At 52.3% G+C, this 15,483-nt stretch carries 10 protein-coding genes; 6 read left to right on the top strand and 4 right to left on the bottom strand.

The genetic code is table 11. From position 1 onward, the window contains the following. From MF6394_RS01115 to MF6394_RS01100, 4 genes are all read left to right on the top strand, one after another. Positions 1 to 753, top strand: a complete 753-nt coding sequence (locus MF6394_RS01115; RefSeq protein ID WP_153045962.1) for a hypothetical protein — start codon at positions 1 to 3, stop codon at positions 751 to 753. A gap of 3 nt (positions 754 to 756) precedes the next feature. Beyond that, positions 757 to 1,734 (top strand): hypothetical protein, encoded by a 978-nt coding sequence (locus MF6394_RS01110; protein ID WP_153045961.1) that lies wholly within the window; start codon positions 757 to 759, stop codon positions 1,732 to 1,734. 157 nt (positions 1,735 to 1,891) lie between these two features. Beyond that, positions 1,892 to 3,001, top strand: a complete 1,110-nt coding sequence (gene dnaN, locus MF6394_RS01105; protein ID WP_078465878.1) for a DNA polymerase III subunit beta — start codon at positions 1,892 to 1,894, stop codon at positions 2,999 to 3,001. Between the two features lie 22 nt (positions 3,002 to 3,023). Next, complete coding sequence (locus MF6394_RS01100; protein ID WP_078465877.1) at positions 3,024 to 4,622, top strand: sigma factor-like helix-turn-helix DNA-binding protein; 1,599 nt, start codon at positions 3,024 to 3,026, stop codon at positions 4,620 to 4,622. Between the two features lie 316 nt (positions 4,623 to 4,938). On the opposite strand, the gene MF6394_RS33630 is transcribed toward MF6394_RS01100, so the two are convergent. Further along, positions 4,939 to 5,394, bottom strand: coding sequence for a hypothetical protein (locus MF6394_RS33630; RefSeq protein ID WP_153045960.1), 456 nt, complete (start codon positions 5,392 to 5,394; stop codon positions 4,939 to 4,941). A 121-nt stretch (positions 5,395 to 5,515) separates the two neighbouring features. On the opposite strand from MF6394_RS33630, the gene MF6394_RS01090 reads away from it, so the two are divergent. Together MF6394_RS01090 and MF6394_RS01085 are read left to right on the top strand one after the other, a co-directional pair. Further along, complete coding sequence (locus MF6394_RS01090; protein WP_078466149.1) at positions 5,516 to 6,064, top strand: hypothetical protein; 549 nt, start codon at positions 5,516 to 5,518, stop codon at positions 6,062 to 6,064. A gap of 463 nt (positions 6,065 to 6,527) precedes the next feature. Beyond that, the gene (locus tag MF6394_RS01085) at positions 6,528 to 7,529 is read left to right on the top strand and encodes a hypothetical protein (protein WP_078465875.1); all 1,002 of its coding nucleotides are present in this window, start codon (positions 6,528 to 6,530) and stop codon (positions 7,527 to 7,529) included. A 395-nt stretch (positions 7,530 to 7,924) separates the two neighbouring features. On the opposite strand, the gene MF6394_RS01075 is transcribed toward MF6394_RS01085, so the two are convergent. From MF6394_RS01075 to MF6394_RS01065, 3 genes are read right to left on the bottom strand one after another with little or no spacing between them, the layout of a single operon-like run. Continuing rightward, the gene (locus MF6394_RS01075) at positions 7,925 to 8,860 is read right to left on the bottom strand and encodes a chemotaxis protein CheB (protein ID WP_011923268.1); all 936 of its coding nucleotides are present in this window, start codon (positions 8,858 to 8,860) and stop codon (positions 7,925 to 7,927) included. Next, positions 8,857 to 14,697: a hybrid sensor histidine kinase/response regulator gene (locus MF6394_RS01070; RefSeq protein ID WP_078465874.1), complete on the bottom strand. Its 5,841-nt coding sequence runs from the start codon at positions 14,695 to 14,697 to the stop codon at positions 8,857 to 8,859. Before MF6394_RS01070 ends, MF6394_RS01075 begins: the two co-directional genes overlap by 4 nt. Beyond that, complete coding sequence (locus tag MF6394_RS01065; RefSeq protein ID WP_011923270.1) at positions 14,690 to 15,481, bottom strand: CheR family methyltransferase; 792 nt, start codon at positions 15,479 to 15,481, stop codon at positions 14,690 to 14,692. The genes MF6394_RS01070 and MF6394_RS01065 overlap by 8 nt, the downstream gene beginning before the upstream one ends. Positions 15,482 to 15,483 lie beyond the last annotated feature (2 nt).

Raw genomic sequence — 15,483 nt, 5'->3', positions numbered from 1 at the left:
ATGGAATCATCGACCTCACCCAGCTACGACCCATATGCTTTTTTACCCTTTGTTGCCTATCGCTCTCTTGATAGGCCCGAGGGAGAGTTTTGCTACTCATTGATGCACTTCGTCGAATCTGAGAAATTCCGGGGTGTCGATGAGTCCTATCGTCAGTTCCTGCTGAAGCAAGATGATCGTGATGACTTCCTGCTGGAGACAGGTGCCATTGACCAGGGTGGTGTACGGCAGGATTGGGTTCAGGTTCGGTTTGCTCTGATAAGAGCAGGAATGTGGATGCAGTTGGTTCAGCACCAAGACCACCTGCGTGAGTCATTGCTTCAGGCAGGATGCGAAACAGGTGTTCCATTGATTGACCAGGTTGCCGCGGACATCTACGAGCGGTTGATGAAAGCTCATGAGCCAGGAAATGAGTTGCGGCGGGTTGTACTGGCGGGCGACGTAGGCGTGATCGATGCAGAGATATTCAAAACCTTTGACCATCTGTTTCAGAACCGAATGCCCGATGAAATCTACGTTTCAGATGAACCGGGGGTAGCTGAAATGGTGCACAAATATGCACTTGCCAGGTACATCCCCCTTCGAGTGTTCACTTCAGCAGATCAAGACTGTGCTGATCAGATGCTCGCTAAGGGAACCCATGTCTTCACAATCAGTGTAGAGGCTGAGTCGGATTCTTCCCTGGCAAACCGTTTGCTACAACTCGCTGCGGAGCAGGGGAAGGTCTTTCATCGCTTCCCTTGGGTCAGTTAAGTCGTGAAGGCCCAAGCGCTGATCATTGCAATGCTTTCGCTATGTGGCTGCGCTGCAGACCCTGCCTGGGTTGTAGCGCCTCCAAAAGCCATCTGTTTTGAGCACGCGGACAAAAAGTGCATCGGTGACATGATCGCTAAAAGCGTTGAGACCGAACATCCTGGTTCAGTTCGGGACTCAGCCATCCGCAGCACTACGGCATTAACTCTAGGCGCTGGTATTCCAACCCCCCAGCTTTTGATAGACCTGAAGACGCAGTCTGAAACCTTCATGTGCCTGAGGCCCGATAGCGACTTTGTTAGTGCTGGGCAAGCGATCAACGCGGCTAGAGAGAAGCGCTTTGATTCAGCACTCGATGAGGCACTGAGTGTGAAGGATCCGGAAGCGCAGGTATTAGCCCTTCGCCACATTGCTGCGCTGGCATCTCGATCAAGCGATGTTAAGGCGATTGGACGGTCCCTCAACACCTTAAACTCGGTAGACCAGCCAGCGTATATGGACGCGCTTCAGCAACGCTTACTCACTCTTCTGGCAACAGGCGACATCGAGCGGGCAAATACCCTGAGAGACGTGTTGCTAGATTTTTACGCGAAGCGACCGGGCAGCACGATGGAGCTCGCTCAGATAGCGATTAGCTACGCGACTACCGGACATATCGAAGACGCAAACGTATTCCTGAAACGGGCGGCAGGCCTAGTCAAAGAACTGAACAGCAAAGACATTGGTGTGCTGTTCCGGCTGGTTATCAAAGCAGCCCAAGGTGTCTACCCTCCTCCACAGGACTTTTACGAGTTTTCTAGTGACGCCATGAGGCTTCAAGCTTACGTTCAGCTGGCGATCCTTTTTGACCGTTCAGGGCAAACTGGGTACGCCCACCGGGTAGCCAGTGACATGGCAAGGTTTGCACAGAAGTCATCATTTAGAGTCGACGGACGTGATGCTACCAACGCATTCAGCAAGGTTCTGATCGAAGCAATGTAATGTTATCCACAATTTCCAGGGACAAATGTGTGCATAACCCTCCGCAACTCATACGGTAACAACCCTCAAAGGATGTGGTTAATAATTGATCAGCACGACTGATTCTGGCACATTCTTTTGGCAGTAATTATGGGCAATACCTCAAAGGGATTAGCCCATGAAATTCTCCATCAAGTGTTCCGATCTAGCTCACTACCTCAAAACCGTTGCACGTGTACCCCAGCGCAAAGCCACTGACGTCTACGGTCACTTTTTGATACAGGTAGATGCCTCAGGTTTGGTGCTGTCTGCTCATAACGGCCAGAAGCAAATGAGCCTAACCATCCCAGCCGATCTGTTCACCCTGCAGGGCGATGGGTTTGCTGTCTGCGTCCCGGCAGTCAAGTTCGACCAAGTGGTTTCAGCTCTGGCAAAAGATGCGATGGTTTCCATCCAGTTTGCCGAGCCTAAGCTCGTGATTTCAGCTGCGCGATCGCGCTTCACTCTCGCCACAATTCCTGCCGATCACTTTCCCGTCATGGAGTTCACTGCCGACCAGAGCAAGGGTGAGCTGAACATCGCTGGTAGTACCCTCAGTACCGCAGTTCATCAAGTGGGCTTCTGTGCTGCCCGTAATGACGTTCGGGTGATGCTCAACGGCATTCTGTTCGATTTCCAACAGGGGCTCATGACCCTCGCTGCCGCTGATGGACTTCGCCTGGGTGTCACTGAAGTACCTGTGACTGGTGAACCGATGCAAAACTTCATCCTGCCGAGCAGCTGCATTGAGGATGTTTGCCAATTCGTTGGCACCGGAAGTGTTCGGGTTTCAACCTCTGGCAGCATGGCGCGCTTCACTCGAGAGGGTGGCGTACTACACACGAAGCTAGTTGAAGGAAAATTCCCTGACTACCGCAAGCTGTTAGCAGCTGCTGAGCAAGGCGACGTCGCCCGCATTGTCCGCGACGAATTTGCTGGTGCTATGGCCCGTGTCGGGCTCTTGTCCGAAGGTGCAGTTTCCTTGGTGCGCCTCGCAGTTTCCGCCGAGTCCATTTCGATCCAGTCAGTGGGCGGTAAGGCCGAAGACCTGGCCGACGATGTTCTCGCATGCGACTACAACGCGGAGCCGCTGGAGATTGGTTTCAACGGCCAGCTGGCTGGGGAAATTGTACGTTCTCTTGGAGCCGCCGAGATCGATGTGATTTTTTCCGGAGCTGCTTCTGGCACGCTCCTAAGAGCTCGAGACTTGCCATCACACAGTTTCGTATTGATGCCGGTACGCCTATAGGGCCAGGCTCTGGAGATAAATGATGAGCAATGTTGCGATCCAGCTTTCAACACAACACCAAAGCCCGGCAGAGCCACGTATTGGTAGGGGCTTCGATCTGCCTACCCAGACCCCGGCACTTCCAAGCCTCGATGGCCCAAAGGGGCTCCTGAGCGCTCAAGATGAGCAAGCTCTGGGCTTCCGGATCCTCATGGGTCAACTGGACCTGGTACGGGCATTGGCCGTCGATACGAGCATTGTCTCTTCGATGGTCAAGGAGATCTGGGATGCCATGGGCGAGAAGGACAAGGTCGACAAAGCGGTTGCGCTGATCTACCACGACGGTGCCTGGTTACGTGTTGGTACCCTGCCTGAAGGCGACTACTCAGCCAAAGAGGCTCACAAGAATGCAAAGGCTATTGCTGATCAGAAATTCGCCTCACTTGTTCGACGCAAGCTGAACACGATCCGAACCCTGATTAGCGAATTGCGGGGCTATGCGGCCGAAGGCATGGACGGCACTCTCTTCAGCGCTGCTGTTCGCGATGAGCTGCGTTTGAAACTCGCTGAGATCGTTCCATACGACTACATCTTGAATCGTGCGGCTGATCAATTTCGCGTCAACTGCAAGGAGTTGAGTGCTCGCACTCGTGATCTGATCAAGTTTATCTGCGACGAGGTTCGGATTTCTAAGATCAAGGTTGAAGGGATCATCTCTGGCAACTGGACATCACCTAAGCTGATTCCGGCATTACTGATCTCTGGCGGCTATGAGCTTAAGCTTTTCCCCCCAGCTGCGATGAAGAAACTCCGTCTCGGTATCACCAGCCGTCAGCAAGCAATCCTTGACGCTGCGTCCACCGGCGAAGCACCAGCCATTGAGATTCTTTCCGCGTGGTCCGTTTTCAACCGCGTTGATCGTGATATTGAGAAATGCGCTGATATCTTCACCAATGCAAATGTTCGTCTGGTAGAGCAGCAAATCGGCCGCTTCCGTTTTGCGGACAAGGAAATTGCTCGGTCTGCAGCCAACATGGGATTGACTCGTGCGGTTTACAGATTTGCGCCTGAGATGGGTTTCCGTTTCTCGACGATCGCGCTCACTTGGATCAATGTATCCATCAGTCGAGATCTGGCTGACCAAGAGTCCATCCGCCTACCCGAAGGTATGCATAAACACCGTCGCATGATTTCTAATATGCTTCGTGATCAGCCAAACGTGTCTATCAATTCCCTGGCCGAGGCAACGAAGCTGGAGCAGGACGTTGTTCGTGACCTTGTCCACTTCGCCGGCGGTCAGAGATCGCTCGACACAGCGTTCCAGGGCACTGACTCTTCAGATGCAGATGGCCTTCATGAGCTGCTCGCTGACACCAACAACGATTTCATGTCTGAGATCGAAGAAGACAGCATGCGCCAGTTTGTAGAAAGCGCCCTGGGAGACGTTCTAACTCAGCGCGAGATCTTCGTAATCGTCAATCGCTTCGGCATGGGCGACGCCCGTGAAAAAACCTTGGCAGAACTATCGGTCGAAATGAACCTCTCGAAAGAACGAGTGCGTCAGTTGGAGATCCAGGCTTTGAGTAAAATTCGCGACTCTGAATTCGCTGAGACGCTCTTCGAAATGTGGGGTGACATGTGAACGATCGCTTGCCTCTTCCTGGGGCCGACGTAGAAGTCCAGGGCGTTATGGGAACCTTCGTGGGGGCCGATCTTATGAGTAACGGGCAGGTTTATTTCACGATTCGATCATCGGCCTCGAACGTGTCCTTAATGGCCATCAAGTGCATTGATTGCCTGGTAGGTATCCAGCGAATCAGTGACTGTGTCGTTACGGTCTCATCGGGGGCGTGTAAGTGGCGCAAGAGTCCGACTGGGGATCGATTCGATGAGGATTTCTCAACGATGCTCGGTCACTCTGTTGAGGACTTCCAGGCATCTGAAGATGTTCAAGGTTTTCAGGCCATGCTGTCACGGCGCAACATGGCTTGGGCACGGTCTCGTTGACGTGGTGACGCATCCTGTTTCTCTACGACCATGCCTGCGAACTCATCACGACCTTCAAAATCACCGTTCACCTCAAGTTTCCATGCCAGCGAAAGCATGCGTTCCGCATCCTCGCAGTCAGGCACCTCATTGAGGTTGTCGATTTTGGACTCTTCCGTTTTGACCTCCTCTACAGTAACTGTTTCAGTTTCCAGGATGATCTCTACAGGAGGTGGCGCGGGCGCAAGAACCGGCATGCCTTTGTATCTCCGTACCTCATTCACTGGATGCGACAATTCAGGAGGATGCTCATAATGCTGCGCCTCGGACGCATGGTTGCTCAGCTTCAGGTTCCAAAGGAACGCCAAGGCAATTACGAGCAACACTAAGCCTACAATCCAAATCAAATTCGATGGCACATCAATCACGACAAATTCTCCCGTTGCTAATACCCTAATAGTGGCCACCCACTACCCCATTTTATGTGGTTTTCGCTGGTGGCACAGCTCGCTGAGCGGATACTCAAGTCATTCTCTCAAGGGCATCACCATGAACACAGTACGCAGCGAACAGACCCAAAGCATCAGCCTTCCAGTAAACTTCAATGGTGTGCTTAACGTCACACTCCCCGCGCATGTCAATGCTGAGGAGTTTTGCGCGATGGCACTCGCTCAGTTCAAGCAGCTCCTCCAAGCTGAAACCGCCATGGGTGAGACGGGGGAAGCCTCCTTCTCGTTTGAGGGTGATGTTTGGAGCACTGAGGGCCAAGCCCAGGTTGGCGATTTGATGTTTGAGGTACAGCACGACCTCTCAATGAACGTATCAGGTGCGCTTGTTGCGCTTAAACCGCGAAAGGGCGAGTTCGGGGCGGACCGGTATCGCAGTCGAATCTGCGCTTACGTATCTGAGCACGATGTCTACGTTACAGGCCGCTGTCCACAGACTGACGCAGAGCGAGTGCTCGTGCTTGTCCGGATGGACGCTTCCGACCCCACTGTGCACGTTATGAACCCCTCATTTGACGAAGATATGAGCCTCGATGGTCAGGCGCCTTTGGTGAGTGTTCCATTCCGTGGCATGTCATTCGCCCTAAATTGACTCGACATTGAGTGGGAGGTCGACTCCATAATGATCAATCCCTTTACCCTCTCAAAACCTAGATTGGGTCAGCCCTGCAACGGATGTGGCTATTGCTGCACGGTTGAACCTTGCATGCTGGCCAGCACCTACTTGAACTGTACCTCTGGACCTTGCGTCGCTCTCGAACACAATGATGGGCGATCTAGCTGTGGCTTAGTCCGAAACCCCCTTGGCTATTTGTACCAGGCGGCCAATCCAGACTCCACGGTATCGGTTCTTGATCCATCTCCAGACCTGGAAGCTGGCTACCACTTATCCGTCAAGATCGCTGCTGCCTTGGGCGTAGGGCAAGGGTGCGACTCTGACGATACGGCCGATGCGTTGCATTGGCCTTCGCACGTACCCGTAACCAACATTCCTTAGCCCGTTTTAGGGCACTCCAACTCCACTATTAGGTAAAGATTCCTTTTTGGAGATTGGGATGACCACTCGACGCGAATTCAACAAGCTTTCTGCGGTTACCGCTCTAGCAGCTGCGTCTGGTCTGGGCCTTGGGCTTAAGCCGGAAGATGCCGAAGCTGCAGTAACATCACTAGCGACCCTTCTTGTCATTGATCCTGTCACCCTCAGCTATATGGTTTATGGCCCTTGTTGCTGGTGGTGTGAGGATTACCTCATCGTGTCCCACTATCAGCCTGTAGCCATCTGTGAAGTGATCAAAGGCGGGGGCGATACCGCCTTGGGTCAGCCCATCAGCGGTCCGCTCAGTGCCGGCACTGATAACAACGACTACACCTCAATGCATGTGCGACTTTGGGAGATCCCTGACTGGGCCCTTGATATCGCTATGGCCTATCAAAGCTGCAAGCTTTGCGGGCCTGATATGGCTCGGACCTCGAATGTTGGGTTGACCAATATCCTTGATGTATGCGGAGCGGCATCTAATGTCCTCCAAAGCAAAGCGCTCAATGCGTTCAACCAAGCCTTGCCTAGTTGCTTTCCAAAAATGATCTATGACACTGAATTTGACCCCACTTGGAACACCGGGTGCAGAGATATCGGTGTTGCTTCCGCCTTGGGTATGGTGGCATGCACAAATCCTCTGACATCCAGCGTTTCCCTTTTTGGGTCGGAGATCTGCATAGGCACCAGGTGGGGAGCCCTTTATCCGCGGCAAATGGCTGATCACGATGACAATGCGGCAATTGCCGCAGGAAAGGCTGCCTACCGAGCAATTCATGTCAGTGGCTTTTCTGTTGGTTCTTTCCCTTTCAATGCCTCTCTTTCGGTCGGAAAGCTTCAGCAGACGTCACCAGGGGTAACTGTAGGGTTTGAGGCTGGTAGCTTGCTTCTGGATACCCAGATGCGGTTGTGGCCAGTATCGCTGGAGGAGATCTATACCTTTGTGTGGTGGGTCCCAGTTGTTTGCTGCAAATCCTATGATGAGATCATGGGTTTCTGTACTCCACAAACGTGTGGCTGATGGGCTTCTGGCACGTGATTTAGCGCATAGAGTGGTCCCGACCATGAGGATCACACTATGCCAAGCGTTCAAATCAATACCTCTCCCCTCCTACGCAATTTCGCTACCCTGATGCCGAATACCTGCATACAGGTGACCACAAAAATGGGACCTCAGACGCTTCTCAGGGCTGAATTCCCACCTGCCGACTACCCCGTCGACTCAGATCAGCAGTTGCAGTTTCTCCTGGACTTGATTGCCACTTCGAATCCAGGCGCCCTGGACTTAATTCATGAAGTCGCAAGCCGCTGCGTTGAAGATCAGCGTACGGCAATCGGTGACTTGCTTCGTTCCGCTCCCAACCGGCACAACAACTAACTCTCGAAAAAAAAGGCTACCCTTGGGTAGCCTTTGAATCAGAATGTTTTTTGTCCGTAAATTTGGGCAAGCTTTCGGGCCAGTCCCTCAGGGTTCGCCGAATACTGAACCGCGCCGGTATTGCGAGCAGTGTCCGGCATACTCTTAGCCCCAGATGATTCGTGATCTTGGGCCATGATCATTTTTGCTTTGCCCTTGATCGTTCTGATCCCACCAGACCCATCCATTCCCATGCCTGACAAAATGATCACCCCGAGGTGCGGGTGACAGTCGAAGACAGAACGAATCACTGCATCTATGCATGGGTTGAATGACACAGATTGAGCGCTGTATGGCTGAAGGTGGATCACACCAGCATTGATCACAATCGTGTTATCGCGCGGAACCAGGTACACGGAGTTAGGCTTGATTTTCATGCCTGACTCCGCTGATTGAACTCCCCACCCCGGAGCAACATCCTTCAAGCGTGCCAGCATCTGACTGTATCCAGCTTCTGACATGTGCTGGGCAACGAAAATTGAAATGGGCATCCTTGGAAGATCACCAAAGAACTGACGCAGCGCCTGCGGTCCACCTGAGCTCGCACCAATGATCCAAAGGTCGGGCACGTTCTTATTGTCCGCCTCATCCTTTTTTTCATCCAATTCGTTGGCTAGGTCAGGCAGAGCCAATTTGATTTCTTCGATCGTACGGTTTCGCCATGAGATACGATCACGTTGAGCCATGGCATACAGATTCTTATCGTGCACAAGACAGATGGGCTCTTCGCGGCCCAGTGCCTCCATCACCTCCTCACATTCCACGACGTTCGAGTCCGCCATGTCTATCAGCAGGATATGTGCATTGCTGATTTCCAGGTCGCCATCTTTCGCATGCGAAACGTCATACATGATCAGGTCGCCGACCAGTGGTGCAAGAAGCTCAGTGAACAACGCCTTTTGCACCTCATCCGTACTTACTACGCCAACTCTCATGCTGCGGATTCCTCCATCGATTTCTGCGCCTTGATCTGAGCTACAGCCTGTTGAAGAGACGGTGCATCACAAGGTTTGAGTAGATACTTGGTCACGCCGGCCCGCATCGCTTTTTCTTCAAGGCCCGTACGTGTAGTGATCATGATGATTGGAGTGTCGTCAAATTCCGGCTTGCGCCTGATCGCCTCAGTGAACTCGAAACCGTTCATATTCGGCATCTCAACATCAACCAGCATCAGGTCCGGCTTATCGATTAAGCCCAACTTGTGCAACGCGTTCTGACCGTCGACTGCAGTTATGACGGTGTATCCGAATCCGGTGAAGATTCGCTCAAGTTGACTGCGGTAGCTTCTTGAGTCGTCTACTACCAAAACAGTTGGCTTTTTTTCACGCTTCAGCGAACGAACGCGATTTTGTCGAACTTGATACCCTTTCGAACCTTGCTTGAGATTCAGTCGAGCCATTTCCATTACGTCCAGCACGAAGACAGGACTGCCATCTTGCATCTCTGTCTCACCCACCAATCCACGGACATTCGCGAGCATACCTTCAAGCTTTCTGATGTGGATTTCTGGCATAGAGTCGACTTCAGCCACCTCGATAGCTATCCGTTCATCACCTTGCTGGCAAAGAATGACTGTTACATCCCCTCCTTTCTGATCGGCACTGCGTGAGTCCGGCATAGCGACCAGATCTGCTAGGTGAACGACGTCGAAGCTGCGGTCGTCGTACGTGACAGTAGCAAAGCCATTAGCTGCTCTTTGCGCTGCCAGGGAACTACGAGATACAAGTAATACTTGAACCATTGAATAGCTCTGAATCGCAAACCATTGGCTGCCAGAGCTCACTATCATTGCTTTGTTAGAGCCGATTGTGAATGGCAACTCAATCAGAAACCGAGTGCCGATACCCTTCTCACTTTCGATATAGAGGCGACCCCCAAGCCCCTCAACAGTGGTTGCAACGATGTCCATCCCAACACCCCTGCCCGAGACATGCGTCAGCTTAGCCGCGGTCGAAAAACCGCTATGTGTGATCAGTCGCATGATCTCGGCACGGCTCAGTTGATCGCTATTGGAGATGATCTTCATCTCAATGGCTTTACGGTGTACGGCTTCAACATCAATGCCTCGACCGTCGTCACTGATCTCGAGAACGATGTGTTTAGCCCGGCGGGATGCTTTGATGTTTACAGAGCCTAATTCCGGCTTACCAAGCCTCAAACGTTCGGCAGGGGGTTCGATACCGTGGTCTATGGCGTTCCGAATAATATGAGTCAAAGGGTCAGATATTGCGTCCAGCATCATCTTATCCATGATGACTTCTTCACCCGCCATCGTCGCTTCAACTTCCTTGCCAGTTGCTTTCGCGGCTGTCTTCGCAGCCCCTGTCAGCTTCTGTCTGGCGTTGAGGAATGGTACCAGGCGAGAATGGAGCAGATCTCGCTGGAGTCCGATTAGGGCGGGATCAAGCTCATAGAGAGCATTTCGCATTTGGCGGATGTACGAGAAGATCTCGTGAACCTGTTCACGGACTTCATCTACTTGTGCACCCATTGCAACATGCATCGCAGAAAGGTCATTGAACCGCTCTAAATCTGCTTCAGCAGCATCCTCAAATTTCCGGGCCTGAGGTTGATTGTTGAAGAAGCTCCTGAGGGCCGTCGTAAGCTGACCGTGTTGAAGACTGTTGGCTTCAAGTAATTCCCGGGCACCGGTTAGCCGGATGTGCGCCTCTTCGTTCAGGGCACTAAGACGGTAGCGTACCGCGACCAATTCCGAAGCCCTTTCCGCAGCAGCCTCTAACAGATGAAGTTCTACACGGATCTTTTCGGAGGTACCCCCGTTAGATTTCTTGCCCTCATTACTGGCCTGGGCCTGCTCACGCCCTAGCAGGTCTAGTACAGCGTTAGAGACGATCGGTTGTTCGACTTCAATATCGCTGTCCATTTTAATGGTGTAGAGCCTGTCGAATGCCTCGGAAGCTTGGCGGGCGTATTCGGCTCGTACTGGATCGTCCTCAAAAGATTTCGCATGCGAAATCTTTTTGCTAGGGGCGATTTGGTTTTGGTCATCAGTCTCCCGCTGAGGTTGGGATTCCTGCACAGGATTTTGATCAGCAGTTGATTCTTTCGCTACGATATCGTCGGACTGAATCAGCTGTTCAGGTGCTTGAGGAATGTTTAAGACTGTCGCCTGCTCGGCGTCATCAGTGGTGATTTCCTCATTATTTATGCCTCCCTGAACGCTATGCTCACGTACAGCTGGGCCATACTCGCCATCAGTTTCCATCTCGGCAGCAGCCGTTGAAGCTTGGCCCCTGCCACCTTTTCCGCGGCCACCTCGTTTCTTCCGAGCCGGTTTGGTTTCAGCTTGATCAGCGCTGACCTCATCGAGGAACGTTACCTCCGGCATTTGTTCCGGTACTTCGCCTGTGTCATGAGGCTGCTCGAGACTGGTTTGGTCTTCGGTGGCAGGCTCAAGAACGGGCTCGCTTGGGATCACGGTCTGAATCTGTGCCTCGAGTTGAGCACCGGGAATTGCTTGATCTGAATGGAGTAAAGACAGATCGATTGTGTTTGTATTTACGGATTGTTCAAGGCATTGAATCAGGGCACTCGGTATTGAGTATCCACGGCCCTTCTTAACATCCTCCGTCATCGCCGTAATAGCTTGCATCACCAGCATAACTAGCTGAGCGCACGCTGGACTTGGATTGATAAGCTTAATTGAAAGGCTTTCAAACAGACTTTCCATCGAATGCGTAATTGCTGCAATCGATTGTGCTTCCGCCATCAACGCTGCACCTTTCAGGGTGTGCATATTGCGTTTGATGGTCAGCACCAAATCTTTATCGTTCATATCCTCGAGCCAGGCTGCAACGTTGCTTTCGAGATCGGGGAACACATCCTCAGCTTCATCTAGATAGAACTGGAAATCCTCGTTGTACTCTGGAGGAATCTCCATAGACGCTTGAATGGTGACTGCTTCAACTTCCTCACCATGGGTCGGTCCTGTGTCGTTGGTCAAAAAAGATTCTGCATGCGGAATTTTTTGCTCCTCAGAATCACCTTCCGATTTGTCGTGCCTTGCGAAAACCTCCACCTTCTGCTCGGTTGGCGGCTTAGCAATCGCGGCAGGCATTTCAGTGAATTCCGCTTCCTCAATGTCATCTCCAATCGAGGCAGCCATCGTGACCCATGCACCTAAGCGCGAAGTCTCAGACACCCACGGGAAATCCAACATGTACTTATGCGTCTGCGCGAGTACGTCGGTAAGCACCGATATGTCGTCGGCCGTTAGCGCTTTGCCAGCCGTGAACAGAACCTCAAAACGAGACTCTAGGACGCCGTATACCTCGTGCAATACCTCACAATTCACAGACCCTGAGATGCCGTGAATTGAATGCGCAGCTCTGCAAATGTCACGAGTCAGATGAGGTTGGCTGGCCTCGCTAAATGACAGGAGAATCCCGTGGTAGAGGACGAATTCCTCACGGTAGAGTTCGATGTGGCCGCCGTCGATGCCTTCTGGATATTCGCGGAGCTCAGTAACAGTATCGAGTTCAACCAACTCACCAACCAGCACCGAACTAGTATCTGAGGAGTCAGGATTCTGATTCACGTCGTGGTTGGTAATTTGGGGTTCGTCGAGTGCTTGGACGATGCCTGGATCGGACTGGGCAAGTAGGGCTTTCTCCATATCCCTAGTGAAGATAGAGACCTTACCGCGAGCAGAGTATTCGTCCATGCAACGGAAAATCATCTGGAGGGACGAAACGACTAAAGCGTCAGCTTCGGTGCGATTGAAACCCTCATCTCGTGAATGGTTATTAACCGTCTGACTGAACGTGCCCATTGCTCTTGCAAGGCGGTGGAATGAGTCGAACCCATACAGTTTCGCACCCATCGCCAAACGGTCCGCGGCTTTGTACAGCTGCTCCATTGTCTTTCTATCGCGAACATCTGGTTTGAGCAGTACGGGCTCGAAGATCTTTCTGAGCTCAAAGATTTCTGAGAGGAAGTGATTTTCGTCGCTCTCATTAACTTCGTCGGTAGCGATTGCTGCCTCAAACTTTTCCATCAATTCTGAGGGAGATACAACATCAACGTGCTCAACCTGGATGTTCAGCTCGCTAAGTGCTTCTTCAGCCCGTGTCATGAGGGTAGGGGACGGTGCCATGCCGGCCAGAATGGCCGCAAGGTAACTCTCGACGGCTACAAGTGCCCGTGCCGACATATCTACCGCAGTGGACCCTTTGATCCCCTGTTCAGTCATCTGACTCAGGAAGCCCTGGCATGACCCATTGAGAACAAGACCTGCACGAGTCAATCCCGTGAAGGACAGTGCGGCGCTGGCGCCTACCAAGCAGTTTAGGCCTGATCTCAAATCCTCGATGCCTGCGCCGCTATCCAAGTGATCGGTGATCGAGCGTCGGGTGAGTGCCAACTCTTTGATGGATTGCTCCACAACGCTGGCGATGACGTCAGGTTTTACCCCTGGAATACGCAATGATTGAATCGATTCGTTTGAGTCCAGGCGTCGGATGTGTTCATCAAGGAACATGAAATCCGACTTCAGCTTCTCAATCACTTCAGTTGTGAAACCGTCCACGGTGGACACCTTCTCCACTCTCGCTAGCGATTGCGCCGCGACAGCAGCCATCTCGCTCTCGTTCACCATGTAGAACACGCTGGCTACCTGCCGGATGGAGGCCCTGAAGGTCGCAATCTGGGCATCAAACGTCAGCGGCGATTTGCTGATGATCGCCCGGCCAAGGGAAACCATAGAGGTTTCCAGCAGAGGTTTGAGCTCGACTACCACATCCTTTATCGAGTCAGCACTGGCGGTTTCAATACGGGCTTGAAGCTCCGCGAGCGAGGTAGCGTCCACTGACTTTCTGACGTTGAATACGGCCAACACGTCTTCGATGGACTGGGGTAGCTTCGCGGACATGCTTAAGACAGAAAGCAGGGATTTGAATCTTGTGACACCTAGCGTCGCTTTAGCACCATCCTCTCCGTCAGACTCGGCTTTCTGAATGGCAACAGATAGCATACGAATTTTTGAAAGGGTATCGCCAGCCGCTCGGATAGCACCACAAGCAAGTGCTTCAGTCAGGCACTCCCCGACCCACCAAAAGCAACCGACTTCCAAATCGCTTGTTACGACCTGAAGTTCTCGAAGAATGTCGCGCAGTTCGATAACCGCAGCTTTATTCTGGTTGGTCATGTACGCGCTGAATGCGGTTTGAAATCGCTTGGGCGAACGACCAAAGACATCCTGACGTTCATCGTCAGAAACATCGCGGTTTCGATGTGGTGGCTCGACGTAGACGAACTCCACATCGGGTGGAAGAAGGTTGTCCTCTTCCAGTAGTGGAACCCCACGGAGCTCCCTCAATTCGTTGATCTGTTTAGCAAGGATGCCAGCGCTATCTGGCGCGCCGTCCACAACCATACCCAGAAACTTCGGTATGGTCAGAAGACTACCCATTATTGAGACGAGCGCCTGCTCAATCTTCTCTTGAGCTAGTCGATGATCTGCAATGTTTGTAACGATGATCTTCACTTCGAGTGCTAAGGCACTGCCGCCGATGCACTCAGCAACATCGAGCGCGGCATGGATATGCTTGACCTCGATCTCGACATTTTTGAATGCAGCATCGCGATCCTTCTTTTGGTTTTCAAACCAAACAGGCTCGGCATCGGGTGGAGGACTCGCTAAAGCTTTTGACTTTTTATTAAAGACTTCAAGCTGCAACTTGGTCGTGTCGACGCTCTTCTGTATAGGAGCCCGAAGCCAAGTCAGTTGGGCGATACGCAGTTTGTTAGACATCGACAGACCTTTGGAATACGTTGGGATTACTGTTTGGAATACGGGTCATGAATGGGTGAGACCAATTGAGGGTCTCCCCGGGGCCGGTGATGAGGTGGCCACCTGGGACAAGCATTGCTGAAAGTCTGTCCAGGATTTCGTATCTAGTATCTGTGCGGTAGTAGATGAGCATGTTCTGTGTGATTACGATGTTCGGATTCGCCAGTTGCACGGGTCTGTCTTGCAGAATGTTGTGCTCCTCAAACGTCACCATTTCACGGACGAACCTGTGAAATCGCATCTTGTTACCGCGGGTAGGGGCCGCGGCCAGTAAGCCAACACCTTCATGCCTTGGGTACAGCCCCTCACGCGCAGTGTTTATGCACACAGATGAAACATCGGTACCGTGAACCCTGAAAGTCGGGTGACCAGCATCTAGTAGCGCGGAAGCAATGCTGAAAGGCTCTTCTCCGGACGAACATCCGACAGAGAGAATCCGCGGCGAGGTAATGCCTTCGCATAGCTTGACGATTCGTTCAGTGGCTGGCAGCGATCGAAAGAACCGAGTTTCATGGTTCGTAGCCAGATGTAGAAGCATTGACCATGTCTCAGCGTCCACACGGCCCGACTTACGCCGTTCATCCAGGCTTTCCAGGTCCATACCAATACTTTCTACAAAACGCGTCAGAGCGCTCTTGAACGCGCCCTGACGGTTAGCATCAATCTGTATTGAGAACCTAGCCTCGATAGTCACTAACCATCGGTCAAATATGTCCAGCTCAGCCGGTGCATCGAGGCTATTCATCG

Origin of the sequence: Pseudomonas sp. MF6394, from assembly GCF_002018845.1 — a bacterium.
GTDB lineage: Bacteria > Pseudomonadota > Gammaproteobacteria > Pseudomonadales > Pseudomonadaceae > Aquipseudomonas > Aquipseudomonas lactis.
This window is presented reverse-complemented; position numbering and strand designations above follow the sequence as displayed.

Coding starts and splice junctions, on each gene's coding strand:
- MF6394_RS01085 (WP_078465875.1), top strand. CDS start 6,528: ATGACCACTCGACGCGAATTCAACAAGCTTTCTGCGGTTACCGCTCTA.
- MF6394_RS01100 (WP_078465877.1), top strand. CDS start 3,024: ATGAGCAATGTTGCGATCCAGCTTTCAACACAACACCAAAGCCCGGCA.
- MF6394_RS01065 (WP_011923270.1), bottom strand. CDS start 15,481: ATGAATAGCCTCGATGCACCGGCTGAGCTGGACATATTTGACCGATGG.
- MF6394_RS01115 (WP_153045962.1), top strand. CDS start 1: ATGGAATCATCGACCTCACCCAGCTACGACCCATATGCTTTTTTACCC.
- MF6394_RS01070 (WP_078465874.1), bottom strand. CDS start 14,697: ATGTCTAACAAACTGCGTATCGCCCAACTGACTTGGCTTCGGGCTCCT.
- MF6394_RS01090 (WP_078466149.1), top strand. CDS start 5,516: ATGAACACAGTACGCAGCGAACAGACCCAAAGCATCAGCCTTCCAGTA.
- MF6394_RS01075 (WP_011923268.1), bottom strand. CDS start 8,860: ATGAGAGTTGGCGTAGTAAGTACGGATGAGGTGCAAAAGGCGTTGTTC.
- dnaN (WP_078465878.1), top strand. CDS start 1,892: ATGAAATTCTCCATCAAGTGTTCCGATCTAGCTCACTACCTCAAAACC.